Source organism: Pseudarthrobacter sp. RHLT3-21 (assembly GCF_059383495.1).
The window spans coordinates 15,231-39,812 of the sequence record NZ_JBWZCI010000026.1; the positions used below are offsets into that span (position 1 = coordinate 15,231).

Annotated in this window: 22 protein-coding genes; 10 read left to right on the forward strand and 12 right to left on the reverse strand. The window is 63.7% G+C overall.

Annotated features, from left to right (window positions below):
• Positions 1–3: 3 nt before the first annotated feature.
• The 10 genes from AC50YA_RS19825 to AC50YA_RS19870 all read right to left on the reverse strand — a co-directional run bounded on the left by AC50YA_RS19825 (position 4) and on the right by AC50YA_RS19870 (position 12,689).
• On the reverse strand, positions 4–1,272 hold the full coding sequence (locus tag AC50YA_RS19825; protein ID WP_494983911.1) for an ABC transporter substrate-binding protein: 1,269 nt from the start codon (positions 1,270–1,272) through the stop codon (positions 4–6).
• Between the two features lie 55 nt (positions 1,273–1,327).
• Positions 1,328–2,086, reverse strand: a complete 759-nt coding sequence (locus tag AC50YA_RS19830; RefSeq protein ID WP_494983912.1) for an SDR family oxidoreductase — start codon at positions 2,084–2,086, stop codon at positions 1,328–1,330.
• A gap of 27 nt (positions 2,087–2,113) precedes the next feature.
• Positions 2,114–3,565, reverse strand: coding sequence for an aldehyde dehydrogenase family protein (locus AC50YA_RS19835; protein ID WP_494983913.1), 1,452 nt, complete (start codon positions 3,563–3,565; stop codon positions 2,114–2,116).
• 23 nt (positions 3,566–3,588) lie between these two features.
• Entirely contained in the window at positions 3,589–4,785 is a 1,197-nt protein-coding gene (locus AC50YA_RS19840) for an iron-containing alcohol dehydrogenase (RefSeq protein ID WP_494983914.1), read from the reverse strand.
• A 336-nt stretch (positions 4,786–5,121) separates the two neighbouring features.
• Positions 5,122–5,790, reverse strand: coding sequence for a GntR family transcriptional regulator (locus AC50YA_RS19845; RefSeq protein ID WP_494983915.1), 669 nt, complete (start codon positions 5,788–5,790; stop codon positions 5,122–5,124).
• 720 nt (positions 5,791–6,510) lie between these two features.
• Entirely contained in the window at positions 6,511–6,669 is a 159-nt protein-coding gene (locus tag AC50YA_RS19850; RefSeq protein WP_494983916.1) for a hypothetical protein, read from the reverse strand.
• Between the two features lie 300 nt (positions 6,670–6,969).
• Positions 6,970–7,533 carry an oxidoreductase gene (locus AC50YA_RS19855; protein ID WP_494983917.1) on the reverse strand — a complete coding sequence of 188 codons (564 nt, stop codon included), beginning with the start codon at positions 7,531–7,533 and terminating at the stop codon, positions 6,970–6,972.
• Positions 7,534–7,706: 173 nt separating this feature from the next.
• Complete coding sequence (locus AC50YA_RS19860; RefSeq protein WP_494983918.1) at positions 7,707–9,071, reverse strand: MFS transporter; 1,365 nt, start codon at positions 9,069–9,071, stop codon at positions 7,707–7,709.
• A 58-nt stretch (positions 9,072–9,129) separates the two neighbouring features.
• Positions 9,130–10,410: a dihydrolipoamide acetyltransferase family protein gene (locus tag AC50YA_RS19865; protein ID WP_494983919.1), complete on the reverse strand. Its 1,281-nt coding sequence runs from the start codon at positions 10,408–10,410 to the stop codon at positions 9,130–9,132.
• A gap of 68 nt (positions 10,411–10,478) precedes the next feature.
• Positions 10,479–12,689, reverse strand: a complete 2,211-nt coding sequence (locus AC50YA_RS19870) for an alpha-ketoacid dehydrogenase subunit alpha/beta (protein WP_494983920.1) — start codon at positions 12,687–12,689, stop codon at positions 10,479–10,481.
• Positions 12,690–12,903: 214 nt separating this feature from the next.
• On the opposite strand from AC50YA_RS19870, the gene AC50YA_RS19875 reads away from it, so the two are divergent.
• The 3 genes from AC50YA_RS19875 (at position 12,904) to AC50YA_RS19885 (ending at position 15,137) form a co-directional block, all read left to right on the forward strand.
• The gene (locus tag AC50YA_RS19875; protein ID WP_494983921.1) at positions 12,904–13,668 is read left to right on the forward strand and encodes an SDR family NAD(P)-dependent oxidoreductase; all 765 of its coding nucleotides are present in this window, start codon (positions 12,904–12,906) and stop codon (positions 13,666–13,668) included.
• Positions 13,665–14,414: an SDR family NAD(P)-dependent oxidoreductase gene (locus tag AC50YA_RS19880; RefSeq protein ID WP_494983922.1), complete on the forward strand. Its 750-nt coding sequence runs from the start codon at positions 13,665–13,667 to the stop codon at positions 14,412–14,414. Before AC50YA_RS19875 ends, AC50YA_RS19880 begins: the two co-directional genes overlap by 4 nt.
• Before the next feature lie 75 nt (positions 14,415–14,489).
• Complete coding sequence (locus AC50YA_RS19885; protein ID WP_494983923.1) at positions 14,490–15,137, forward strand: GntR family transcriptional regulator; 648 nt, start codon at positions 14,490–14,492, stop codon at positions 15,135–15,137.
• An 11-nt stretch (positions 15,138–15,148) separates the two neighbouring features.
• Here AC50YA_RS19885 and AC50YA_RS19890 read toward each other — a convergent pair whose 3' ends face one another.
• Positions 15,149–15,676 (reverse strand): VOC family protein, encoded by a 528-nt coding sequence (locus tag AC50YA_RS19890; protein ID WP_494983924.1) that lies wholly within the window; start codon positions 15,674–15,676, stop codon positions 15,149–15,151.
• Positions 15,677–15,853: 177 nt separating this feature from the next.
• On the opposite strand from AC50YA_RS19890, the gene AC50YA_RS19895 reads away from it, so the two are divergent.
• From AC50YA_RS19895 to AC50YA_RS19910, 4 genes are all read left to right on the forward strand, one after another.
• On the forward strand, positions 15,854–17,197 hold the full coding sequence (locus tag AC50YA_RS19895) for an MFS transporter (RefSeq protein WP_494983925.1): 1,344 nt from the start codon (positions 15,854–15,856) through the stop codon (positions 17,195–17,197).
• Positions 17,198–17,306: 109 nt separating this feature from the next.
• A complete protein-coding gene (locus AC50YA_RS19900; RefSeq protein ID WP_494983926.1) occupies positions 17,307–17,723 on the forward strand; it encodes an SDR family NAD(P)-dependent oxidoreductase in 417 nt (138 codons plus the stop codon).
• A 103-nt stretch (positions 17,724–17,826) separates the two neighbouring features.
• Positions 17,827–18,303, forward strand: a complete 477-nt coding sequence (locus AC50YA_RS19905; RefSeq protein ID WP_494983927.1) for a DUF4913 domain-containing protein — start codon at positions 17,827–17,829, stop codon at positions 18,301–18,303.
• A gap of 60 nt (positions 18,304–18,363) precedes the next feature.
• Complete coding sequence (locus tag AC50YA_RS19910) at positions 18,364–19,152, forward strand: IclR family transcriptional regulator (RefSeq protein ID WP_494983947.1); 789 nt, start codon at positions 18,364–18,366, stop codon at positions 19,150–19,152.
• A 227-nt stretch (positions 19,153–19,379) separates the two neighbouring features.
• Here the strand turns inward: AC50YA_RS19910 and AC50YA_RS19915 are convergent, their stop codons facing one another.
• Positions 19,380–20,405, reverse strand: a complete 1,026-nt coding sequence (locus AC50YA_RS19915; RefSeq protein ID WP_494983928.1) for a zinc-dependent alcohol dehydrogenase — start codon at positions 20,403–20,405, stop codon at positions 19,380–19,382.
• Positions 20,406–20,556: 151 nt separating this feature from the next.
• Here AC50YA_RS19915 and AC50YA_RS19920 point away from each other — a divergent pair, with 151 nt between their 5' ends.
• From AC50YA_RS19920 to AC50YA_RS19930, 3 genes are all read left to right on the forward strand, one after another.
• Positions 20,557–21,330: an SDR family NAD(P)-dependent oxidoreductase gene (locus AC50YA_RS19920; protein ID WP_494983929.1), complete on the forward strand. Its 774-nt coding sequence runs from the start codon at positions 20,557–20,559 to the stop codon at positions 21,328–21,330.
• Between the two features lie 251 nt (positions 21,331–21,581).
• Positions 21,582–21,773, forward strand: coding sequence for a hypothetical protein (locus AC50YA_RS19925; RefSeq protein WP_494983930.1), 192 nt, complete (start codon positions 21,582–21,584; stop codon positions 21,771–21,773).
• Positions 21,774–22,408: 635 nt separating this feature from the next.
• Positions 22,409–24,202, forward strand: a complete 1,794-nt coding sequence (locus tag AC50YA_RS19930) for a thiamine pyrophosphate-binding protein (RefSeq protein WP_494983931.1) — start codon at positions 22,409–22,411, stop codon at positions 24,200–24,202.
• The last annotated feature ends 380 nt before the right edge of the window (positions 24,203–24,582 follow it).

The following is a 24,582-nucleotide window of genomic DNA, read 5'->3' on the forward strand; positions in this document are numbered from 1 at the left end:
GGGTCACAGGCCGAATGGCGTTATGAGTTGCGGCTCGCGCACGGCGGCCTCGGGCGGGTAGACGGTTTCGAGCTTGGAGCCGGACCACTGCATCACGTACATGCTTCCGAGCTGGTTCTGGTTCTGCCCGTCGAGCTCGTAGCCCCAGCCCGCCGCCGTCGTTCCGGGCTCCAGGCGGAACCGGCGCGCCGCGGCGGCGAAGACCTCCGGGTCGTCGTTGCCGCCGGTCGTCTCGAGGATGTCGAAGAGCATCTGGGACGCCGTGAAGTTGCTCAGCGAGTGGCCGGAGGCCGGCTCGGTGTTCCAGCGCTTGCGGTACTCGGTGACGAACTCGTCGATCCCCGGGGTGAAGTCGCGGTTCACGTGGATCTGGGTGAAGTCGACGTCGAACACGCCGTCGGCCGCGCTGCCGAGCGCCTGCTGGAAGCTGGACAGACTGTGCCCGCCGCCGGTGCCCACGAAGGCGCCAAGCTTGACGTTGTTGTCGCGGATCTGGCGGCCGAGCAGCACGGCGTCGGCGGCATAGGAGACGGCGAGGACGATGTCGGGGTTCTTGTTCTTCAGGCGCAGCACGGTCGAGGACAGGTCCGTGGACTTGGCGCTGTACGGCTCCGACTCGAAGTGCCGGAGCCCGATCTCGTCCGCGGCGACCTGCGCCAGCGAGACGATCGACTGACCGTAGGAGGAGTCTTCGTAAAGCATCACGACCCGCAGATCCCCCACCGGCTTGTTCAGCGCGCCGGCCAGGTAGTTCTGGATGAAGTCCATGTGCACGCGCGTCATGTCCGCGGCCGTCGGGTTGAAACGGAACACGTTGTCGTATCCCCGCCCGGTGATCGCTTCGGAAACGGCCCCGAGCTCGATGTACGTGTTGCCGGTCCTGGCGAAGACCTCGGAAGCCGCAAGGCACAACGAGGAACCGTATGTGCCTAGGCCAAGCTTGATGTTCTTGTTGAACACGAGCCGCCGCGCCTCGGAAGTCGCGGTATTCACGTCGGGCACATCGGCGAAGACCATTTCGACCTTCTTGCCCGCGACACCGCCGGCCGCATTGCGCAGGTCAGTGGCAATCTGGACTCCGCGCCAGGATTCCTCACCCAACAGCGCGTTAGTCCCCGAGACAGGGAAAAAGGCCCCAAGGCGCAGAGTGGCCTCATCGGTGCCCGGAGAAGCGCAGCTGGCGAGGCCGGGGGCAACAGCCAAGGCCATGAGGCCAGCTCCGGAATACTTCAGGAACCGACGCCGGTTGAATCCACTCTTGGTGGGTGACATCTTTGTCTCCGATGTTCTGTTTGGGTAACGGATGCTTTTGAAGTTGGGCGGCTGCCTAGGCAGCGGTCCATCCGCCGTCGACCATCAGCAGCTGTCCAGTGATGTAGCTGGAGGCATCCGAGGCCAGGAACACGGCGGCCCCGGCCAATTCATCCGGATCGCCGAAGCGGCCCATCGGAATTCGGTCCAGCATCTTCTGGTATCGCTTCTCGTCAGCGAAAACGGCCTCGGTAAGTGCGGTGCGGAAGTAACCTGGACCAATGCCGTTAACTCGGATGTTCCGCCCGGACCACTCAGTGCTCAGGGTCCGCACCAACCCGTAGACTCCTGATTTGGACGCGGTGTACGCGGCGGCATCGGGAATCGAGAGCAGGCTGGTCAGCGAGCCGATGAAAATGTGGCTTCCCCTAAGTTCGCCCGCTAGCTGACGGCGGCCGACCTCCTGGCTCAGCCTGAACGGTGCGGTGAGGTTTATGCGCAACACGCGGTCCCATTCCTCGGCGGCGAATTGCTCGGCCGGCTCCCGGTGCTGTACGCCTGCGGCGTGAACGACGACGTCGATCACGCCCCCGAGCGCACCTTCCATCGCGTCGACCATCGACGCGACGTCGCCGCTGGCGACGTCCATGGCAAGCGGAACCACATTTTCGCCCAGCTCGTCAGCGGCAGCTTCCACGTCGGCGGCAGTCCTCGACACCACAGCCACGGTGGCGCCCGCGGCGGCCAGGCCTGCAGCAATTGCCTTGCCCAGACCGCGTCCGCCTCCGGTGACGACAGCGCGGCGCCCGGCGAGTGAGAAGAGTTCGGTCTTCATGGTGCTGGTCCTTTCTAAGGATCCGCCCTAGTGGGTGCGGATCGCCGCAGCCTTGATTCGGGTGTAGAAGCCCAGCGCGTCTCGGCCCTGTTCCTTGAAGGCGGATCCAGAGTCCTTGAAGCCGCCGAAGGGGTGATGGATGTCCCAACCGGTGGTTGGCTGGTTGATCGAAACCTGGCCGGTATCTGCCTCCTCGAGGAAGCGGAAGGCGTTGCCCAGGTCGCGGGTGAAGATTGCGCTCGACAGGCCGTACGCGGAGTCGTTGACGGCGGCGATCGCTTCGTCGAGAGAATCGACCTCGACCATGCCCAGGACCGGCCCGAACACCTCTTCACGCCAAATATCATGCTCGGTGGTGATGCCCAGAAAGGTCGGCTCGACAAAGGCGCCTTTGGTCGCGGCCGCGCCCTCAAGGTCGCGACGGGCAATGACCTTGGCGCCCTGTGCAACGGCGCGTTCGATATGACTGCGGATGGAGCTCTGGGCGCCCTGGTCCACGACCGGCCCAAGGTCCACCTTTTCCTCTGAGCCCGGGGCCACCCGTAGTTCCCGGACGGCGTTGGCGATTCGGGTGCGCACCTCCTCGGCGATACCTTTCTGGACGATGAGGCGGCTGGTCGCAGTGCAGCGCTGGCCAGCCTGGGCGAACGCGCCGGCAACGATGGTCGGGATTGCGGTGTCCAGGTCGGCGTCGTCCATAACGACTGCCGCGTTTTTTCCGCCCATTTCGGTCTGCACGCGGATGCCCCGACCAGCAAGTTTGGCTTGGATTTCCATGCCGACCGCGGTGGAGCCGGTGAATGAGACGGCGCGCAGGCCATCAGATTCGAGGAGTGCGTCACCCAGATCGGATCCGCGCCCTGTGACGGTGCCGAGGACACCTGCGGGCAGGCCTGCCTCGTGCAGGATTTCCGCTAGTCGCAGGGTGATGAGCGGCGTGGCCGTGGCCGGCTTGATGACAACTGCGTTGCCGGAAATCAGTGCCGGACCGAGCTTGCGGGCTGGTGTCAGAAAGGGGTCGTTCCAAGGGGTGATCAGCAGAACGACGCCGATGGGTTCGATGATGCGCGCAGCGAAGGTCCCGGGGCGGGCGTCGGCGAGGAAATCGCCGAAGCCGTCACGGCCCATGCCGCCGTAGTATTCAAAGAACTCCGCGGTCTTGCCGACCTCCCCGGTGGCCTCAGCTCGGGTCTTACCCATTTCGGCGACAATCAGCTCGACAAGTTCGTCGCGGCGTGAGCGGATTATCCCGGCGGCGTTGAGCAGGATGCGGCCGCGCTCAAGCTGGTTGGTCTTCTTCCAGGTCTTCGCGCCATCGGCCGCCGCGGCGAAGACCCGGGCGACCTCCTCACGGGACATCGCCGGCACCGAGCCGACCTTCTCCCGGTCGGTGGCCGGGTTGAACACATCGATCTCGTCCCCGGAGTTGGAGGCTACGAATTCTCCGTTTACGAGGTTCTTCAGCAATCCGTAAGTCATGATGAAACTTTCTCTAGGCAGGGTCAGCGGGCGGTGACGGCGAAGGCGCGGTCGAGGTCGCCGGTCTCCATGGAACCGAAGAGCTCCTCCATCAGCTTTTCGTCGAAGGGCTCCGGGTTTGTGGGGCGCGGGTAGTCCCTGACGCACAACCGGGCCATCTCCGGAATCGCTGTCGGGCGGATCCGGGCCTCCGCGAGCGTTCGAGGCAGGCCCATCCGGCCGGAGAGGGCTTCGACCTCTCCGGCGGCTGTGCGGAGGTTATCGCTCTGCCCGACGGTCAGGGCCAGAGCCAACAATCTCGCCAGGGCGGGCTCAAGATTCTGGTTATACGCGATGCAGTACGGCAGCGCGATGGCACACGACATGCCGTGAGGCATGGGGTTTGCATGTGCCAGGCAATAGGCCAGCGAGTGGCCGAGGACAACTCCTGCGTTAAGTGACTGACCGGCTAGGTGTGATGCCCACAGGACGTTGGCGAGAGCGTCCTTGTCACCGTTGTAGGCGTTTTCCAGATTGCGGATGAGTAACTCGATGGCGCGCAGCGAATGGTGCGCGGAAAGCACGGATGCACTGCTGGCCATCAAGGACTCCGTCGCATGAGCGAGGGCATCCATACCGGTGGCTGCGATAACCGACTTCGGCAGCGATCCGACCAGTTCGGCGTCGATGACCGCTACACGGGGGACAAAGAGGGCGCAACTCGAAGCACGCTTGTTGCCGTCCACAGTAACCATCGCGATGCGTGTAGCTTCCGAGCCGGTGCCGCAGGTGGTTGGGACCAGCACCAGGGGTGCGACCCCGCGCTCGGGGGTCACCACGCCCGTCCAGTCCGCCGAGCCGCCCTCATTACGAAGCAGCAACGCGATGAGCTTGGAGGAGTCCAAGACGGAGCCGCCACCGATGCCTACAACCGCGGCGACCCCGGACGCACGGGCCTCCTTGGCGATCGCGTCAACGACGTCGGACGAGGGTTCGGCGCCGAAACCGCCTCGGGTGTGCACCTCATAGCCAGCGGCGATCAGCGCCTCCTCAACCGGAGCGATGAGCCCCGCGGCTACGACGGCGTCGTCGACCGCCAGGAGGATGGAACCGGTCGTGATGGAGAGCTGGGCAGAGAGAATGCCGGCCAGATTGCGGACAGAGCCGAAGCCGCCGATCACGGCCGCCGGGGAAAGGAACACGGAATCTGCCGTGGCTGAAGGCCACCAGGTATGTGACATCGTCGTCTTGCCTTCCAGTAAAACTCGATTTTTCTTAGGGGTGCGCCGGGACGAGAGCCTCCGGAAACAGTTGGAACCATTTCGTCAAAAGATTGGATCCAACGAGCCAAGATAACCACATGGACGTGACGTAGGTCAAGTAGTTTGGATCCAATCGTGATGCCTCGGTCGACGCGGTTTTCGCCGGGCGGACACCTCAAAACACGGATATTTGCCTGTTCACTCGCTAATCCTCGACAATCTGCGGAACACGAGGCCCAAAAAACATGCGCCGTCACCTTGGACGGCAACGACGCACATGGATCCAATTCCGACTTGGGGCCGGTATGGATCCGATTACCCGAACGTATCGGACGGACGATGTAAAGTCTTTCGCGTCCTCTGGATGTGAAGCTTCACCATGGCGGCGGCCGCATCCAGGTCGCGACGTCGGATGGAATCTAGGATCAGCTCGTGGTCAAGGTTGGTTGCCGTAACGTCGGCCGTGTCCTGATGCTGGACCAGCACCCGGCGGTAGTGCTGGGTCGTATTCCACTGCCGCAGTACCAAATCGGTCAACGCCTGATGCCGCACCCCCGCATAGGTGAGTAGATGGAATTCTCGGTCCAGCCGCAGAAAGCCCTCGACATCGCGGGGACCAGCTGTGGCTTTAATGTCTTCGACAAGCTGGCCGAGCCGGTCTACTTGCTCGTCGGTGAGGTTGGGGATGCTCTCGCGGATTGCCAGCGGTTCGACAACCCCACGAAGCTTGTAGGTCTGGTCGAACTCGAAGGCGTCGAGCTTGGACACCCAGGCCCCGCTGTGGGGGACGATGGACACTAGCCCCTCTGACTCGAGAAGGCGCAAAGCCTCCCGTACGGGCATCCGACTGGCGTTGAAGCGCTCCGCCAACATTTCCTGGCCGATGCGCTGCCCCGGCTGGAATTCTCCCTCGAGGATAAGGCGCCGCAGTTCGTCGGCCACGCGCTGGCCACTCACCGCGGGCGACGCCGTTTCCACTGCCATCCAGCGCTCCTTTTGAACCTCGCGTATGTGCAGCCTCCCGCCGCTCCCGGATCCCTGGAGTGGGAGCGGTGGGAATACAGCATGCAGTCTGGACTTTCACTGATACGGATCAATCGAGTGACAAGGCTATTTCGCGGCACTCTCCGTCGGTTCAATCCTTGCACGCCATTGGATCCAGTTTCAATGCTCGCTTGTAGGCACCTTCTCGCTCGCGGCCGAGAGTGCCAGGATCCCTTGCCCCGAGCTTCTCAAGGATGCCGGACAGGTACGGCGCGGTCGCTCCTTAGGATGCACCCATGACCCCACGGCGCGACCTCGCCCTCCCTGCCGGCTACAGCGATCTTCTAGGGCAGCTGAAGGATCATGTCCGAGCCGCGCACAAAGGCACTGCGGACCGTCAACACGCAGCTGATCGAGGTGTACTGGTCTCTCGGCAGGGACATTCTGGAGCGGCAGGACCCGGGAAAAGTGGGGGATTGGGGTCATCGACCGGCTCGCCGAAGACCTGCGAACGGTGTTTCCTAGATGAAAGGTCTATCTGCCAGGAACCTCCCACTACATGACCTCTATGGTGCGGGCCTGGGAACCGGAGCCAAATTTGCCTTGGGGTCATATCCGCATCCTTCTCGACAAGGGCGGAAACCGGCAAGAGCCTCCGGAACGGAGAACGCCGATGCGAAGGGCTCCTCCAACCTGTGATCTGACAGGGCGTGGAGGTTTTCAGTGCAGAATTTGGCGGTCTTCTGCGGTGAATGAGCGAAGTTCGTTGAAGGCTCGGCGTTCGAGCTTGGCAACCCAGAGCGGATCGGACGGCAGGGCGCGGCCGACGGCGACGAGGTCGAGTTCATCGTTGGAGAACCGTTCGATGATTCCGTCCATGCTCGTGGTCTTTGCCCGGCCGCCGTCGGTGTAGGCCGTCCAGAGGTCACCGTCGAGGCCGACGGAGCCGACGGCGCTGGTCGGGATTTCGGTTAGCTTTCGGACCCAACCGGCCAGTGTCAGCGGTGAACCCTCGAAGGCGGGCTCGAGAATCGGCGGGTGGAGACATGGAAGATGTCCACTCCCGCCTGCGCGATGGGGTGCAGTAGTGCGCCGAGTTGTTCTGCGGTCGGGGCAAGCACGGCGTTGTAGTCGCCGTCTTTCCAGTTTGAGAGACGGAAGCTGATGGGGAAGTCCGGGCTAGTGGCTACCCGGCAGGCGGTGACAACCTCTACAGCGAAGCGTGCGCGGCCGGCGGCGTCCCCGCCATAGGCATCGGTGCTGATTGGTGCGCGGCCAGAGGAATTGGTCGATGAGGTAGCCGTGGGCGCCGTGCAGCTCGATTCCGTCAAAACCCAGGGAGTGGGCGGTGCCGGCGGCGCGGGCGTAAGATCCAACGATCTCCTCGATGTCGGCCAGGGAGGCCACGCTGGCGCCGGGAATCTTGTCGTAGGAGACGCCGGACGGCGAAATGCTGGGCACGTCCGGTTGCGGCCCGGTCCCTGGTACGCGCCGTCCACCGCGGTGCCACAGCTGGGGGATGATTGCGCCGCCTGCGGCGTGGACGCCGTCCACGACCGAGCGCCAGCCTTCCAGGGCTGCGTCGCCGAAGAGCTGCGGCACGTCGACCGAGTCACCCACGGCAGGGTGGTCGATGTAGGTGCCCTCGGTGATAATCAGTCCCACTCCGGCAGCGGCGCGGCGGGCGTAGTAGGCTGCGACGTCCGGTCCCGGGATCCCGTTAGGGGAGAATTCGCGGGTCACCGACACACTCCCGCCCCGCGCGGGCTACCGGCTGTCGACTCTGTTGTCAGGGCTGGCGGCGGTAATCCGCCCAACCGCCCGGGGGCTGCGGCGGCACCTGTGCTGCGAATGCTCCGGTGCCGCCGTGGTCGTGAGAGTTGGAACCGGGTGTGACGGTCAGCTGCGGGTTCCGGTTATCTTTCTGCAGGGACCTCGGCCTTTTCAGGCAGGGCATGGGGTTGGTCGGTGTCGCCGCTGCCGTTTCTGGAGGAGCCCAGCTGCAGGAAGCAGGCCGCGAAGACGGCGAGTATCAGCAGACCTATGGCGAACCAGAGACCGGCGAGGGTATTGCCGGTGGCGGATTCCGTGTAGCCCATCACGGTTGGCCCGAAGAACCCGCCGGTGATGCCCACGGTGTTCATCAGGGCCAGGCCCGAGGCCAGGGTGATGCCGGTCAGCCGGCTGCCGGGGATGGAGAACATGATGGGCTGGACGACGAACCAGAACAGACCGGCCAGGGCGAACCCGGCCATGCCCAGCACCGGGCCCCCGACGACGCCAACGACGGTGCCTACGATCATGGCGGTGAGGCCGGCGATAACCAGGGACTTTGTCCGCTGGGGAGTGCTGGCGCGGGGGGTGATGAGCAGGGCGCCGAGCGCGCCGAAGAACCAGGGGATCGCGGCCAGTGAGCCGACGATCCACGGGGCCAGTCCGCTTGCCTTCCCGATAACGCTGGGCAGGAAGTAGGTGACCGAGTACAGCGATATCTGGTGGGCCAGGTTGATGAAAATGGCCAGCATGACCGTGCGGTCCTTGAAAATACCGGCAAAGGAATGGGTGCCGGAATGCGCGGCCGCTTCGGCTTGCTCGGCGGCCAGGCGTGTTTCGATTTCCTCAGCCTCTGAGGCCGTGAGCCATTTGGCGTTGCGGGGGCGGTCGGGGAGCATTTTCCAGATCACGACTGACAGGGCCACCGCGGGCAGCCCTTCGATGATGAACATCCATTGCCAGCCGTGCCATCCGCCGAGCCCGTCAAGCTGGAGCAGCAGCCCGCCCAACGGTCCGCCAATGATGCTGGCGATGCAGGCGCCGATCAGGAAGTAGCCGTTGGCCCTGGCCCGGACATCCCTGCCGAACCAGTAGGTCATGTAGAGCATGACACCGGGGAACAGTCCCGCCTCGGCGGCGCCGAGCAGGATGCGCATGAGGTAGAACGTGGCCTCGTTGTTGACGAATGCCATGCCGGCGGAGAGCAGCCCCCAGGTGATCATGATCCGGGTGATCCAGAGGCGGGCCCCGACCTTATGCAGGATCAGGTTGCTGGGGATTTCCAGGGCCGCGTAGGCGAGGAAGAACAGGCCGGCGCCCAGCCCGTAGGCGGCGGCGGTGATGCCCAGATCGATTTCCAGCCGGTCCTTGGCCATGCCGATGTTCGTGCGGTCGAGGAAGGAGATGACGTAGGCCATCAGCAGCAGCGGCATCAGGTGGCGGAAGATCCGCCGGTTGATGACCGCTACATAACTGCCGGTCTGCGGCGGGGAGGGGAGGGAAGCCATGGTTACTCCGTGCTGGTTCGGCGTCGTCGTCGATGCGGAACGGGTTGAAATGGTCGGGTTAGATAAGGATGGACAGCGGGTTTTCCATGCGCTGCTTGAAGGCAGCCATGAGACGGGCGGCGACCGCGCCGTCGACCACGCGGTGGTCGGCGGATAGGGTGCAGGTCATCACCGTGGCGACGGCCAGTTCACCGTTGACGACGACGGCCCGGGGTTCGGCGGCGCCCACGGCCAGGATGCCGGCCTGCGGCGGATTGAGGATGGCGGTGAACTCCTTGGTGCCGAACATACCCAGGTTGCTGACCGTGAAGGATCCTCCGGCGAGCTCGTCGGGCCGGATCTTGCCGGCCTGGGCCCGTGTGACGTAGTCGGCAATGGTGGTGCTGACCTCGGTGATCGACGCCCGGTCCACGCCGCGGACGACAGGGGTAATCAGCCCGCCATCGGTGGCGATGGCGACGGAGACGTCGGAGCGGTCGTACCGGAGCATGCTGTCCCCGTTGAACCTGACGTTGGCATCGGGCTCATCCCGCAGGGCCAGGCCGATGGCCCGCACGACAAGGTCGTTGACCGTGATTTTGCGGGCCGCTGTGGCATTGACCTGCTTGCGCAGCGCGAGCAGGTCATCCATGCGCACGTCCACGGTGAGGTAGAAATGCGGGACGGTGGTCTTGGACTCGGTCAGCCGGCGCGCGATGGCCTGACGCATCCGGGTGAAGGGGATGGCTTCGGCGTCCGGCTCCTCAGCGGCCGGAGTCCGGGCCGGAACGGGAACGAGGGGGACGGACGTTGCCGAGGCCGGGGCGGCCGGGGCGGCTGCCGCCTCCACCGCGGCGGGCCGGCCGGCGATCGCGGTTTCGACGTCTTTGCGGATGATGCGGCCGTCGGGCCCGGAACCGTTGAGGGCGGCGACGTCCAGCCCGTGTTCGCGGGCCAGCCGCCGGGCCAACGGGGAACTGAACACCCGCGCGGTGTCGGCGGCCGGGTCGGAAGACTCCGTCGCCGCCGGGACGGAAACGGCTTGATCGTGCTGTTCCGCCGCTGCGGAGGGGCGGGAGACGGCGGTAGCCAGCACGGCGTCGATGTCCGTCTCGGCGTCGCCGGCCGCTGCCATGACGGCGATGGGGGCGCCCACGGCCACCGTGTCACCGGGCAGGGCGATGATCCGGGCCAGGATGCCGTCACCTTCGGCCTCCAATTCCACGGTGGCCTTTTCGGTTTCGATTTCAGCGATGGGTTCGCCGGCGGTGACGGAATCACCGGCGGCTTTGAACCAGGTGTAGAGCACGGCCTCGGTCGCATCAGCGATGATGGCCGGCATGTTCAGCAGAGTTGCCATGAGAGTTTCTCCAGAAACGGGCCGCCGGGGGCGGCTGGGAGGTCGGGGGAACGGGGGACTGGCAGGACTCAGCGGGCCAGGTTGCGGGCGGCGGCCGCCAGGCCGTTGTCCATTTCGAGGCGGCCGGCAAAGGCAGCCCGTTCCAGCACCTTGGAGATGCTCGGCGAGGCCTCCGCCCCGGTGATCCGCTGGACGGGCTGGTCCAGGTAGTCGAAGAACCGTCGCTGGATTTCGTCGCTGAGCCAGTTTCCATAGGAAGTGCCGCGGGCGCCTTGCTCGGCGATCAGCACATTGTTCGTCTTCCGGATGGAAGCGCCGATGGTGTCCCAGTCGATGCTTGCCGCATCCAGCCAGCGCAGGTCGATGACCTCGGCGTCGAGCGCGGCGTCGGCGGCGGCGTCCAGGGCGGGCTGGACCATGGCCAGATAGGTCAGCACGGTGATGTCGCTGCCTTCCCGGCGCACCGCGGCCTTGCCGAACGGAATCTGATAGTCAAAGTCGCTGACGGGGGCCGCGCCGCTGGTGGTGTAGAGGTCCACATGCTCTATGACGACCACCGGGTCCTCAAGCTGGAGTGCGGCGTTCATCAGGCCAATGTAGTCGAACGGCGTGGAGGGGGCGACGATGCGCCAGCCGGGCTGGGTAGCGAAGATGCCGGCCGGGTCCATGGAGTGCTGGGAGCCGTAGCCGGTTCCCATGGCGACCTTGGACCGAAGGACCAGCGGCATTTTGCCCTCCCCGCCAAACATGTGGCGTGCCTTGCCGATCTGGTTGAACAGCTGGTCGGCGGCGACCCACATGAAGTCCGCATACATGAACTCGACCACGGGCTTGTAGCGTCCGTCCATGGCCATGCCTCCGGCGAGCCCGGCGAAGGCATTCTCGCTGATCGGGGTGCCCAGGATCCTCTCCGGGTGGGCGTCCTTGAGCCCGCGGGTGGCACCGTTGGTGCCGCCCTTGAGCCGGTGGACATCCTCGCCCATCACCACGACGGATTTGTCACTGTCCATCCGTGCGTGCATGACGTCGGCGACGGAGTCGATGAACTTGCGCTCGGCGAGCTCGCCGCTGAACGTGGCTTCCTCCTCGGTACGTGCCCCGGCGAGTTCGGAGAGGTCCCCGCGGATGCCGACGTCAACGAAACCGGGATCCGGCCACAGCTCGGGGCGGATTCTTCGCTTGCCGGGCTTGGCCTCGGGGTCCTGCTCGGTCAGGGCGGCGACGGCGGCGTCGCAGGCGTTCTTGATCAGCCCGGTCATCTCCTGGATGGCCCGGGCGTCCATCAGCCCCAGATTCTGCAGTTCCTTCGCGACACGCAGGATCGGGTCACGGTCCCGCCAGGACTTCTCCTCGGCCTTGCTGCGGTAGCCGAAGGCACTGCCGGGGAACGGGCCATTCTGATGGAAGTAGCGGTAGACCTCGGCCTCGATGAGCGCCGGGCCATTGCCGGAGCGCATATGTTCGGCGGCCTGTTCCATGGCCAAGTGAACGGCCAGGGGGTCCATGCCGTCAACCCGCCAGGACCGGATACCGAAGCCGGGGCCGCGGCCGGACAGGCGGGGCTCTCCGGTCACTTCCGTTACGTGCGTGGACACGGCGTAGAGGTTGTTCTCGATGAAGAAGCAGAGCGGGAGCTTCCACGCAGCCGCGAGGTTCATGGTCTCCAGGGCGGAGCCGATGTTCGTGGCGCCGTCGCCGAAGTACGTCACGGTCAGGTCCGTGTCGCCTCCGGTCCGGGCGCCGTCATGTTTCTGCGCCCAGGCGTTTCCGGCGGCCAGCGGCACGCCGCCGCCGACGATCGCGTTGGTACCCAGCGCTCCGGCTTCCATCCACCGCAGGTGCATGGAGCCGCCGCGGCCCCGGCTGAATCCCTGCTCCAGTCCGAGGATTTCCGCCAGCGTGCGCTGCAGGAAGGCCTGGATCGGCTCCGTGACAGGGGCTGCGGGGTCCATCCGGCCACCGCTGCCGAAGCTAAGATACGCCAGCGATTTGGCCAGGAACTGGTGGTGTCCCCGGTGCGTGCCGTTCACTCCGTCAGCTGGGCGCAGCCCAATCGCCGAACCTACGGCGCCACCTTCCTGCCCGATGCTCGAGTGGGCCGGGCCATGGACCAGGCCCTCACCAGCCAGCTCCAGGACGCTTTCCTCGAAGGAACGGATGATCTGCATCTGGACCAGCATGGTTTTCAACAGGGCAGGATCCGCCTGCTGCCAGTCCTGTTCGGTGGTACGCAGCTCTACCCATTCGACGTCGGGGGTGAGCGGTTTTAGTTCAGCCATCGGAAATCTCCACGGAAGGTGTCTGGGACCCGGCCGGAAACAAAGAATTCCAGTCAGGGTGACTCGGGTCACTGGATCCCAAGATACGCACTCTTCGGATCCAATGCAAACGGTTTATGGTACAAAGCATTCCAAAAGTAGCCACTTATGCGTAGTATTGGATCCAATGTAGTAATCGAAGGGCATGTCAGTACGTCCGGATAGGAGTTTGATCATGGAGAGCATCCTGCAGCGCCCCGTCGTGGCCATCACGGGAGGGGCATCCGGCATCGGTTTGGCATCCGCGAGACGCTGGATTGCCGGCGGTGGAACGGCGGTGCTGCTGGACCTCGCGCAGCCGGCCCTGGATAAGGCGCTGGCGGAGCTCGGGGCCGATGCCCGCGGAGTCCGCGTCGACGTCACTGATAACGCCAGCGTCGTTGCCGGTTTCCGGAGCATCCGCGAGCTCGAAGGACGGCTGGACGCGGTGGTTAATTCGGCAGGGATAGCGCGACCGGCCCCCAGCAGCGAAGTCAGCGACGAGGATTTCACGCTAATGCTGGACATCCATCTCACCGGCGCCATGCGTTCGTGCCGGGCGGCGTATCCGCTGCTGAGGGAATCCGGCGGCGGGACAATCGTCAACCTGGCATCCGTGGCGGCGCTGACAGGGATGCCCGGACGTGCCAGCTACACCACCGCCAAGGCCGGCATCGCGGGACTGACCCGGACACTTGCCGTGGAGTGGGCGCCCGAAGGGATCCGCGTGAACGCGGTCGGGCCCGGCTATGTGCGTACGGCGCTGACGGACACCCTGGTGGCTGAGGGCAAGCTGGACGACGCCCTGATCAAAGCGCGGACCCCGCTGGGCCGCTTTGCCGACCCGGAGGAAATCGCCGAGGCTATCCAATTTCTGTCCACCCCGGCGTCCTCGTTCGTCAACGGGCATCTGCTCATGGTTGACGGCGGCATGACGGTGGACGGGAACTGGTACGCATGAGCAGCATGGAGTTCGACTTTGCCGGCAAGGTTGCACTGATCACCGGCGCTTCCGGCGGCATCGGCAAGGAAGTAGCCCGGATCTTCCATCACGCCGGCGCCCGTCTGGTGCTGATGGACCTGCACGAGGTCCCCCTGCGGGAACTGGCAGAAGAGCTTGGGGCTGCCCAGCAGATTTGCTGGGTGGCCGGGGATGCTTCCAGCCCGGTCAAAATCTCGGCCGCGCTTGAACTGGCGCGCACCCGCTTCGGCGGACTGGACTTCGTCATTCCCGTGGCCGGGATCTACCCGGAGTCCCCGTTCATCTCGACCAGCGACGAGGTATGGCGGCAGGTGATGTCGGTCAATCTCGACGGCGTGTTCCAGCTGCTGCGCGCCGCCATCCCCATGGTGCGCCCGGGCGGGGCGGTGGTGAATTTCGCCTCTGTCGCCGGACACCGCGGAAGCAAGAACCACAGCCACTATGCCGCCAGCAAGGCCGGAGTGATCGCCCTGACCCGCAGTCTGGCCCAGGAGGTCGGCCCCGGCATCCGGGTCAACGCGATTTCCCCCGGCACCATCGAGACCCCCATGGTCACGGACCTGGTCAATGCCCGGGGCGCTGACATGCTTGCCGGAACGCCGCTGGGCCGGTACGGAAGGCCGGAGGAAGTGGCCGCCGTGGCCGCCTTCCTCTGCAGCGGGGCCGCCAGTTTCATCACCGGCGAGACCGTCCACGTCAACGGCGGCCTGTTCATGGCCGGCTAGGCCGGCATATGCCGCCTCCTCCGTCGTGAACACCATAAGCTGAAAGACCTGGCATTGAACGGTAAACACAGTCCGGTGAAGGAGGCGGTCAGCCGCCGCATCGCCGACAGCCTGCGCGGGGAAATCCTCAACGGCAGTCTCCAGCCGGGTCAGCGTATCCGGCAGGAAATCCTCGCCGAGGAGTTCGGCGCCAGCCGCCTGCCGGTCCGCGAAGCGCTGCGGATCCTCGAATCCGACGGTCTGGTCACACTTGTGGCCAACACCGGCGCCTGGGTCACCGCAATGAACCTAAAGGAATGTACTGAGTCCTATCTGATCCGGGAACGGCTGGACCCCCTTCTGCTCGCATCCGCGGTGGTGAACTACACCGACGACGACGTCGTGCGTCTGGCGGATATGGCCGCCAGCATCGAGGCCGCCGGCGACGTCGAACAATATCTAAAGCTGGACCGCAGCTTTCATCTGGAGAGCTACCGGGCCGCCCGGATGCCGATGCTGTACTCCATGGTCGAGCGGCTGTGGAACACGACACAGCATTACCGCCGGGCCTACACCCAGTTGATCGGATGGGACGGACTCCGGCTGACGCATTACGAGCACCGCCTGATGGTGGAGACATTCAGGCACCGCGACGGCGAAGAAGCCGAGCGGCTGATGTACGGGCACCTGCGGCGAACGCGCCTGGAACTGGCCCGCCACCCGGAAATTTTCGAAAGCGACTGACCTACGGGCCGTCAGGCGCGGGTGTCCCACAGCCTCGCGGCAGTCCCTTGTTCGTAGGCCTTACCGTCGGGGAAGCTGACGAGTTCACATTGCATGCCCCACGGGGACAGGAAATACACCCAGCGCTGGCCACGGCTGGGCCCCGTGCTGGCCGTCGGGGCGCCCAGCACGCTGATGCCTTTGGACTCCAGATAGGTTACTGCCGTATCCAGGTCATCCACGTAGAACGCCAGATGATGTCCGCCGACGTCACTGTTGCGCGGCAGCGTGGTGTTCTGAGCGGCAGCCTCGTACTGGAAGACCTCAAAATTGGAGCCGTTGGCACAGCGGTAAAACCGGATCTCCCGCATCGTAGTATCCCGGTCAACGTTGAGGTGCTCAGCCATCCAGTTTCCGTCGGGCAGGAACGGCCCGAGCGAGTAAACGTGCGCACAGCCCAGGACGCCGACGAAGAACTCATGCGCCTGCTCCATGTCCGGAACGGTAAGCCCGATGTGGTCCGTACCCCGAAGCCCGGGCAATCCTCGATCGCTGTTCATCTCTCTCCTTCATGGGATCGCCGACGCCGAACTTTCACAATTGGATCCATAACCAAGGATGTGAACCGTAAGGGCAGCAATATTTAGCTATATGGGTTGTGATTGGATCCAAACCATGTCAGTCTAGTCCAACGTAACGCACGTCACCAATGTCGGTGACCATCCCCAGGAGCTTCCATGTCAGACTTCCCGTCCTCAACCACGGTCCAGGACCGGCCCCCGGTTCTGTCCGCGCGGCCCGCCTCCGGATCCAAGGTCAGGTCCCTCGTCGCCAGCACAGTTGGCAACGTCCTCGAGTGGTACGAATGGAGCGCGTATGCGGTGTTCGCCCCCTTCATCGCCCAGGTCATGTTCGAACCGTCGAACACGGCGTCCGGCATCCTAGCCACCCTCGGCGTCTTTGCCGTCAGTTTCCTCTTCCGCCCACTCGGCGGCGTCGTCTTCGGCTGGATCGCCGACCGCAAGGGCCGCAAGTTCGTCCTGGTAACCACCATGCTCATGATGGCCGGCGGAAGCCTGATCATCGGCGTCATGCCCACTCACGACAGCGTCGGCGTCTGGGCCGCGGTCATACTCCTTGTCGCCCGCGTCATCCAGGGCTTCGCCCACGGCGGCGAGTCGGCAACCTCCACCACCTATATCGCCGAAATCGCACCGAACAACCGCCGCGGACTGTGGTCCTCGGTAATCCACGTGGCGATCGTCGGCGGATCCATCCTGGCCTACCTGCTCGGCGCCGTCATCACCGATGTGCTCGACAAGGACGCCGTCATGGCCTGGGGTTGGCGCATCCCGTTCCTGCTCGGCGCCGTCCTGGCCGTCGTCGCCCTGCTGCTGCGACGCCACATGGACGAATCGGACGTGTTCGAAGAAGGGGCCGCTTCGCCGGCGCAGGTTCAGGCCGAGGCCAAGGCCTGGCCGCGGACCCGCATCATCAAGACGGCCACCCGCATGGTCCTTTTCACCGCAGGCATCACGGCGGTGCACTACACCTGGAGCAGCTACATCTCCACGTACGCCATCACCAGCCGGGGCATGGACCCGTCACTGGCCTACTGGATGAGTCTGTCCGCACAGGCCGTGGCGCTGATCAGCCTGCCGCTCTTCGGTATGCTTTCGGACCGCATCGGACGCAAGCGCCAGGTGCTGTTCTTCGCCGTCGCCTCCTCCGTGCTGGTCTTCCCGCTGACCGCCATGGTCTCGGACACCTGGTGGTCCCTTTTCATCCCGCAGGCCATCGCGCTGACCCTGTGGGCGCTGGCCTCCTCCATCTTCGCGGCGATGCACGCCGAAAATTTCCCCACGAGCATGCGCACGCGAGGGATCGGCTTCGCCTACTCGCTGGGCGTCGCGCTCTTCGGCGGCACCGCACCATACCTGAACCAGCTCTTCGTGGGCTGGGGCCTGGGCTGGATCTTCAGCGTCTACATCATTCTGCTTTGCCTGTGCACCCTGGTGGCGACACTGACGATGAAGGAAACCCGCGGCATCGACCTGCGCGAACTGGACAACGCCGAGTAATCCGCGCAACCCAGGCAATCGAAAATTCGTCGGGCGCAACGCGACCGGCACCCCGGCGAGGCGGCAAAATACGACGGTCTCGCCGGGGAACTGTGAATGAGGAGCATGAATGAATCCCGAGCCTTTCAGCCTCAAGGGACAGCTTGCCATCATGACCGGCGGCGGGCGTGGACTCGGAAAGGCAATCGCCGGCGGGCTCTCCAACGCCGGAGCGAGGGTTGCCCTCGTCTCCCGGACCCGCCAGGAACTTGAAGACGCTGCTGCGGAGATCGGCAACGGAGCAGCTGCCGTACCTGCCGATGTCTCCGATCCGGACCAATTGAGCCAGCTGGTCGATACCTGCGAATCGGCATTGGGCGGGAGCATCGGCATCGTGGTCCACGCCGCAGGTATCCAGCATCGGTCGGCTGCAGAGGACTTTCCCCCGAGTTGGACCGCGGCCGCGCCGTCGTCCTCGCTTCCGGGGCGCCGGCCACCCTCGTCCGCACCATGCCCTGGTACACCGGCCCGCACAAAGACGCTGTAGAGGCATCCATCAAAAAGTACAGCCCACAGCCGGAGCAAGACGAAGTGCCCCTCGCTGCAGCAGCTGCCGCCAACCCCTGGGTCACCGGGTAGGAGATTCTGAAATGACCATCGACATCGGCCGATTCAGCGAAGCGCCCAGCACCAGCGCAGAAGAGCCCGCCAGCACGGCTGGAGACGAGCAAAAACCACCGGAACTCGTCTACGGCTCAGCCGAAGAGTTCCTGCACGAACAGCTGCTGCCCACCTACGTCCGCGACGTCGACGGCCGCACCGCAAAGTGGTGCGTCGAGTGGTACTTCCACCCCGAAGCAGTCTCCCGAATAGAAGCGCTGTGGCGTGCCTGGGAACACCTACGACTCGACGGGGCCACGGGCATCAGCGTGTGGTTCAAAAACCACGCAGACCACCACATGAGCGTGCTCCTCGACCCACGGGGTCCGTTCTACAAATGCGACATGCAAAAGCACCGCGACCCCGAACACCTGGAGCCAAAGGAGGCCCCTGCGGGCTGGTTTCCCGTCGTGCGGACGCTGCCTGTCAAGCCCAGCAACGGATGGAACAGGCAAATAGCGAATTAGTTTCATATAGTGGTATCTATTGATTTGGGCGGACTAGGAGTGCAGATCCAGTTGACAGCGATGACCTCTGATTCGCGGGGTGGCTCGGCCCCCCCCACTACGCTTCAAACGGTTGATCGGGCCCTAACTTTTTTGGAAACGGTGGCCGCCTCGGCCACTCCTTTGACGATCCGAGAGATTGCCAAGCAACTGGGTGTGAATATCACGACCTGTTACCACCTTTTTAACACGCTGTCGGCCCGTGGGTACGTTGAGCGGAATCCGGACCTTACGCTTCGGATCGGCCGCCAAACTGCGCTTCTCTACAACGGATACCAGCGCGGTTTCTCTACGCAGCAGCAGATGAATGATTTCGTATCTAAGTTGGCGCTGGACACAATGGAGACCGCTTGGCTCTCGTCGCTCGTCAACGACTCGGTAGTCCTGACAGCTTTTGCGGACGGACCACAGGCGGTGCGGGCGACCGGGCTTCATGTGGGGCTGAGTGGGCTTGAGCACGCCCGCTCCTCCGGGAGGGCGGTGCTGGCCTACCTCAATGAGGAGCGAAGGGGGCGGATTCTGGAGAACGCCTTGTCGAACATACCGCCGTCCCAACATCCTGGAATCCTCGCACGCCTCCAAGAGGACCTCGGGCAGATTCATGAACGCGGGTGGGCCATGGATGACCAGGAGTATACGCCCGGGATTGTGGGTATAGCGGCCCCGTACTTCTCTTCTCGTGGCGACGTTCTTGGCGCTGTCGGGGTTTGGGCCCCTGCGCCCCGGGCCCACGATGGGCTGGCACGCCTTGTAGAGCGGGTCCGTACCGCAGGCAATGAGGCAACCGCAGTCTTCGGCCGGATGCACTGACCAGAGAGTTCCTCGACTAGCCAGCTGTCCGAAGTTCCTGCGTCGCCGCTAGCCGCGAGAGGCCGCTCCCATTCGGTCTCCAGACCCATTTACCCGCCATTGGAGTCCCTGTTGGGCACGAGCGCCTCTGCGAGAGTGGAAGGTGGCGCGCTTCGCAGCATTCCCGAGTACCGACGAGCCCTCAGAAGACTCCGGTCTTGGTCTGGGCGTTCGGGTGACCGAAGTGCTTAGGGTTCGATAACGACCCTCACAGGTGAGTTCGTTCGGTCCGCGAACATTCGAATCCCGTCATTCACGGAGTCCAAGGGCAGTAGCGCGCTTACGGAGGCGTGGAGGTCCAGGGAACCGTCGATCAGATGCCCGGCCACCTCTGCGATATCCCGGCTGGTGTAACCGAAGATGCCGGAGACGCGTAGGGCTTTGCGCATGAAGTGCGATGGCGGGGTCAATTCGATCGGCTGACTCCCGATGCCAACGAGCGCGCAATGCCCGCTCATGCGCAGCAGGTTCAGTGCAGTCGTGAACGTTGGCTGCACGCCGACACAGTCGATGACGCCGTCTACTCCCTCGGGCCGCGAGGCCGCAGCAAGAATAGTGGCGACAACGTCCGGCTCGGCCGGGTCGAACGCGCCGCGTGCACCCACAGTGAGGCAGCGCTGTCGGGCCGTGGGATCGGTATCGACCGCGTAAACGTCGGCCCCGCGTGCGATGGCCAGGCGAAGGGCCTGCATGCCCAGACCGCCTGTGCCAATCACGACGACTACGTCACCCTGGGAAGGGTCGATGGCGCGAACGGCGTGATTGGCGGTGCCCGCCGACTCGATGAGTGCAGCCTCGGCGAATCCAACTGATGCTGGAATCACCGTTAGATTGGCCGTTGGTGCGACCAGATACTCTGCTAAACCGCCTTCGAGCTGAATGCCGATGATCTTCCGCCGGGCGCAGAAATTGACCTCGCCAGACAGACAGAAACGGCACATTCCGCACCCGACCATCGGGTTCACGAACACACGGTCTCCCGCCTTGATTCCCCGGTCCTCGCCGTTGACGAGCTCAACGACTCCCGCGATCTCGTGGCCAAGCGTTATCGGCGTGAAGGCCGTTGAAGTGTGCCCTTGGGTGATGTGGACGTCGGAGCCGCAGATGCCCACTGCCTTTACCCGAATGAGCGACTCCCCTGGAACGGGCTCCGGCCGTTCGATCGACTCTACGGTTAGCGGCCGGCCAGCGCCGGCGAAACGTGCGGCCTTCATGATGAAACACTCCCTTATTAGGTTATGTGAAATACGTTGCAAATAATGAATTACGCTTGTAATGTCTACCACACAACTGGCCAGAAAGGCAGGCGCTGGCACGGGCCCCGGTCGGCGTCCGACACTTAAGGAATCAGGAAGAGGGCACCTAGTGCAGCATCAATTGCGTGGCAAAGTCGCCATGGTTACCGGAGCGGGTTCGGGTATCGGTGCGGCGGTGACAGCAGCCCTGCTGGACGCGGGCGCACAGGTCCTCGGTCTCGACATCCATACCGACGGCTTGGAACAGTTCCGCGCTGCCCCGGATGTCTTTTTGGGCAGAGCCGCCGATGTCACCCAGGAAGCGGACCTTGCGGCGGCGGTGGTGGCGGTTGTTGACCGGTTTGGGGGTCTGGATGTGGCTTTTAACATCGCTGGCGTCTCGAAAGGAAAGCCCATCGTTGAACTGGACGAAGAGCTTTGGGACTTCAATGTCGACCGGGTGCTGAAAGGGGTCTTTCTGAGCACCAAGCATGAAGCCATCGCGATGAGGAAACTCGGCCGCGGTGGTGCGATCGTAAACATGTCTTCGCTCAACGCCCATGTCCCCATGCACTCCGGTGCAGCCTACTCATCTGCCAAGGCAGGAGTGGAGATGTTCACAAAGAATGCCGCCCTTGAGCTTGCAGTTGATGGGATTCGGGTCAATGCGGTTCTCCCCGGGCTGATTGAGACACCACTGACACATCGCAGGTTCGTCAACCAGCCACTAATGGACGCCTGGCTCGAGCGCATTCCGCAGGCCAGGGCGGGAACTCCGGAGGAGGTTGCGAATGCCTGCTTGTTCCTCGCCGGCAGCGACGCCAGCTACATCACGGGCACAAGCCTCGTCGTGGACGGGGGTTGGGAAATCACAGGCTATCCAGACCTGCGCAAGTACGCCTAGTCAGCGGATTAGAGATGGCGATGTCATGTGCAAGCCGCATGCCTCGTACAGCGAATGAAGGCATCATTTTTCGACTTAAAACTTGGAGAACATTCAATGTCGACAATTCAAACTGACACGTCCAGGGCACTGATGACTGGTGACACCCCTGGGTCGAGCGGCTGCTCGACCGGGGACGCCCGTCCGGCACGGGCACTGCGCCCGTCAATGTTGGCGGGTATGCGGCGAAAGCCAAGAAACCGCGGCGTCCGATGATGCGCATGTACTCCTGCTCCAAACTCACCGAGGGTGACAAGGTGGAGGCACGGATGAAGGGTGCAGCTCCGTTCGTGGGAACCGTGACAGACACTATGCCCGGAATGGAACTATTCTGGGCGGTTTCCCTGCTGGGCGAACGGCGCATGATCGACCTAGCAGAGTACGAAGTCTATGTAGCGAAATAGTGCGATCCGGCGGAGATTCCTGGCTACGGCTATTCCAAGGATGACGTGTGGCCGGACTCGAACCGCGGGCTGGCACCCGCAAAACATTCAACTGGGCGGATTTCTCCATGAGACCCCCCTTGGATTAATGCCCAGAGCTTGGCTGGCTTGGGCTGGGGCAAGATCGAAGTACTGACTGCCCCGGGGCTGCCGACAGCTTCAGCCTGCACACCTCGGTGAACTCGACGCGATTCGGGCGGTATCCTCCCCGCCGGAGCTTGGCCCCTCGCATCCGGCGAGCCATCCGCCCGCCCAGACGTGACGGCTGCGCAGGCAAAACGATGCTATTGCATCACTACCCGCTGTTAGGTACAAAAGTACTGCGGAAGGGCCTGAGGCGAGTGCCAGTCCTGGCCATTCAGAGCAGCGTCGGGGGAGCGCCCCGGCCCTTTACAGAAGCCGCCCGCGTGGAATCCAAAGCCAGTCGGCCTTCCATTCCCATCGATGAAGCCCGGTTGGCAACCCAGGCAATCTTCACCGCCCATGCGCATTGGCCGAATTCCGACTTGACTTCTCAAGCAGTGCGAATCACACTAAATGAAATACATTTCACTATTTGCAACAGATTCTTGTAGGCCGTTGATCAAGGAGACGCCATGACCCCCAATAAGATCGAAGAGGATCTGACCGCGAAGGGCGCAGCCGACGAGGAAGAGTGCAATAGGCGCCAGTTGACGGGCGCCCAGGCCGTCGCGCAAGTCATCGCAGCCCAGGACAACCCGGTTGTTTACGGAATGCCTGGTGGGTACACCATGCACATCTACGACGCCCTCTTTTCCCTCCAGGACAGGGTCGAGACCTACTTGGTCCGTCAGGAATCCCTCGCAACAGTCATGGCTGAAGCGCAAGGCCGTCTTACCGGCCGCCCCGCTTTTGTCATGGCCCAAGGCGCCTGGGTCCTGGGTAACGCAGGCATCGGGATCATGGAGGCCCATCTGGGTGCATCGCCGATGATCATTTTGATCGACGCGACCGATGGCGGCTCATTCTCGCACCTCGGCCCCTACCAAGCCGGGTTCGGCGGATATGGAGCGTATGACCTCCCCGCTGCAATGTCTGCGATCACGAAACGCACGTTTGTCGCGAATGACCCCACCCAGGCACTGCAGATGACGCAGCTGGCCGTCAAGCATGCGATGACCGGAGAACCCGGGCCGGTGGCCGTCATATTCCACGGCCGATCACTCTTCAACCGCCTGGATCCCGCCACCCAGCCTCCTACATATTTGAACCGGTCCTATGCAGGCCCGGCTAAGCCAATCGCTCCGCAGGATGCCATTGAGGCTGCGGCCTCGCTCATTCGAAATGCGGAACGACCGGTTTTCATCTCGGGTAACGGGGTTCGACTGGCGAAGGCAGAGCAATCGTTGCTATCACTGGCCCACGCCGCCGGCATACCGGTAGCAACCACACCGGCCGGCAAGGGCACATATCCAGAGAACGATGACTTGGCTGTCGGTGTGGTCGGCGCGTTCGGACACGAAACCGCGAACCGTGTAGTCGGGGAGGCAGACGTCGTAATCGCAGTAGGCACCAAACTCGGTGCGACCGATACGGCCAACGCCCATCCTGACCTGATCAATGTGAAACGGCAGAAACTTGTCCAGATCGACATCGAACCGCTGAACCTTTCATGGACCTTCCCAGCGGACTCGACAGTGCACGGCGACGCAGACGCTTCCTTGGTCCGGCTCGGATTCGCCTTGAGCGATTATCATGCTGCCGGAGGGCAGAGGGTACAGAACGCCCGGACCGAGCACGGGTACTTCAACCGTCCGTACAGCTCCCGGCAAGGAGCTTTTAGCGGCCGGGACGCGGTCACCGTCCTCTCTCAAGAACTCCCGGATGACACCGTTATGACCTGCGACGCCGGTGAGAATCGGCTCTTTGTCGTACGCGATTTTCAGTCCAAACAAGGCGGAACTGTCCTGCAACCCAATGGTGGTGGCGGAATGGGATACGCCATCCCCGCGGCTATGGCCGCGGCAGTCAACTTCCCCGGCAGGACAGCGGTGGCGGTCTGCGGCGATGGGGGAGTGTCAATGACTCTCCACGGGCTCGTTAGTGCCGTGGAGCTGGGCCTTACCCTTACCGTTGTTGTGTTGGATAACAACATACTCGGCTGGGTCTACAACGGACAGCGCGGCCGGACCATCGCGTCGGAATTTTCGAACTTCGATTATGCGGCCATCGCTTCATCCATCGGCTGCACGTCCGTAAGCGTCGATTCCATCGATGCATTCCGTGCGGCCATCGCCGACTCCCGTCACCGTCAGGGCGTCACTGTCGTGGTGGCAAAAACCGGCAGGGAGGACCGCTACCAAGACATCATGTCCGCGCTCAACCCTCACGATGTTTACGCTGTTCCGCAACCGGACGAGATCGACTGACAAGCCCCTTTTGTCTGCATGCACCTGCCTCTCGATGCGGGAACCGCAACCGCGGACGGGTTTCCCGCGCAGCTCCCGCCTGGCCGGCCGTACTCCTAGGGACATTCCTGGGCATCGGTCAGCCGGTGGAATTCCTGGCCCGGATTCCCTGTTGGTCACCCGGCGCGGACCAAGATCCTGGCCATCACCGCCGGCCGCTCATGACCGGAGATATGGTCGTGAGCGTCCTCGGCGGCCCTATCCCGGCGCCTAGGTCTGAGACATTTACTTCTAATCTCTGCATTAGGACTCATGTGATGTCCGCTGCACCGAGGACGGCGGCCGCGGCGCTGTGGTCGGGTTCGTGTCCACGGTTTCTGATTTCGGGATCGCGAAGATCA

Coding starts and splice junctions, on each gene's coding strand:
- AC50YA_RS19825 (WP_494983911.1), bottom strand. CDS start 1,272: ATGTCACCCACCAAGAGTGGATTCAACCGGCGTCGGTTCCTGAAGTAT.
- AC50YA_RS19830 (WP_494983912.1), bottom strand. CDS start 2,086: ATGAAGACCGAACTCTTCTCACTCGCCGGGCGCCGCGCTGTCGTCACC.
- AC50YA_RS19835 (WP_494983913.1), bottom strand. CDS start 3,565: ATGACTTACGGATTGCTGAAGAACCTCGTAAACGGAGAATTCGTAGCC.
- AC50YA_RS19840 (WP_494983914.1), bottom strand. CDS start 4,785: ATGTCACATACCTGGTGGCCTTCAGCCACGGCAGATTCCGTGTTCCTT.
- AC50YA_RS19845 (WP_494983915.1), bottom strand. CDS start 5,790: ATGGCAGTGGAAACGGCGTCGCCCGCGGTGAGTGGCCAGCGCGTGGCC.
- AC50YA_RS19850 (WP_494983916.1), bottom strand. CDS start 6,669: ATGGACGGAATCATCGAACGGTTCTCCAACGATGAACTCGACCTCGTC.
- AC50YA_RS19860 (WP_494983918.1), bottom strand. CDS start 9,071: ATGGCTTCCCTCCCCTCCCCGCCGCAGACCGGCAGTTATGTAGCGGTC.
- AC50YA_RS19865 (WP_494983919.1), bottom strand. CDS start 10,410: ATGGCAACTCTGCTGAACATGCCGGCCATCATCGCTGATGCGACCGAG.
- AC50YA_RS19870 (WP_494983920.1), bottom strand. CDS start 12,689: ATGGCTGAACTAAAACCGCTCACCCCCGACGTCGAATGGGTAGAGCTG.
- AC50YA_RS19875 (WP_494983921.1), top strand. CDS start 12,904: ATGGAGAGCATCCTGCAGCGCCCCGTCGTGGCCATCACGGGAGGGGCA.
- AC50YA_RS19880 (WP_494983922.1), top strand. CDS start 13,665: ATGAGCAGCATGGAGTTCGACTTTGCCGGCAAGGTTGCACTGATCACC.
- AC50YA_RS19890 (WP_494983924.1), bottom strand. CDS start 15,676: ATGAACAGCGATCGAGGATTGCCCGGGCTTCGGGGTACGGACCACATC.
- AC50YA_RS19895 (WP_494983925.1), top strand. CDS start 15,854: ATGTCAGACTTCCCGTCCTCAACCACGGTCCAGGACCGGCCCCCGGTT.
- AC50YA_RS19900 (WP_494983926.1), top strand. CDS start 17,307: ATGAATCCCGAGCCTTTCAGCCTCAAGGGACAGCTTGCCATCATGACC.
- AC50YA_RS19905 (WP_494983927.1), top strand. CDS start 17,827: ATGACCATCGACATCGGCCGATTCAGCGAAGCGCCCAGCACCAGCGCA.
- AC50YA_RS19910 (WP_494983947.1), top strand. CDS start 18,364: ATGACCTCTGATTCGCGGGGTGGCTCGGCCCCCCCCACTACGCTTCAA.
- AC50YA_RS19915 (WP_494983928.1), bottom strand. CDS start 20,405: ATGAAGGCCGCACGTTTCGCCGGCGCTGGCCGGCCGCTAACCGTAGAG.
- AC50YA_RS19925 (WP_494983930.1), top strand. CDS start 21,582: ATGATGCGCATGTACTCCTGCTCCAAACTCACCGAGGGTGACAAGGTG.
- AC50YA_RS19930 (WP_494983931.1), top strand. CDS start 22,409: ATGACCCCCAATAAGATCGAAGAGGATCTGACCGCGAAGGGCGCAGCC.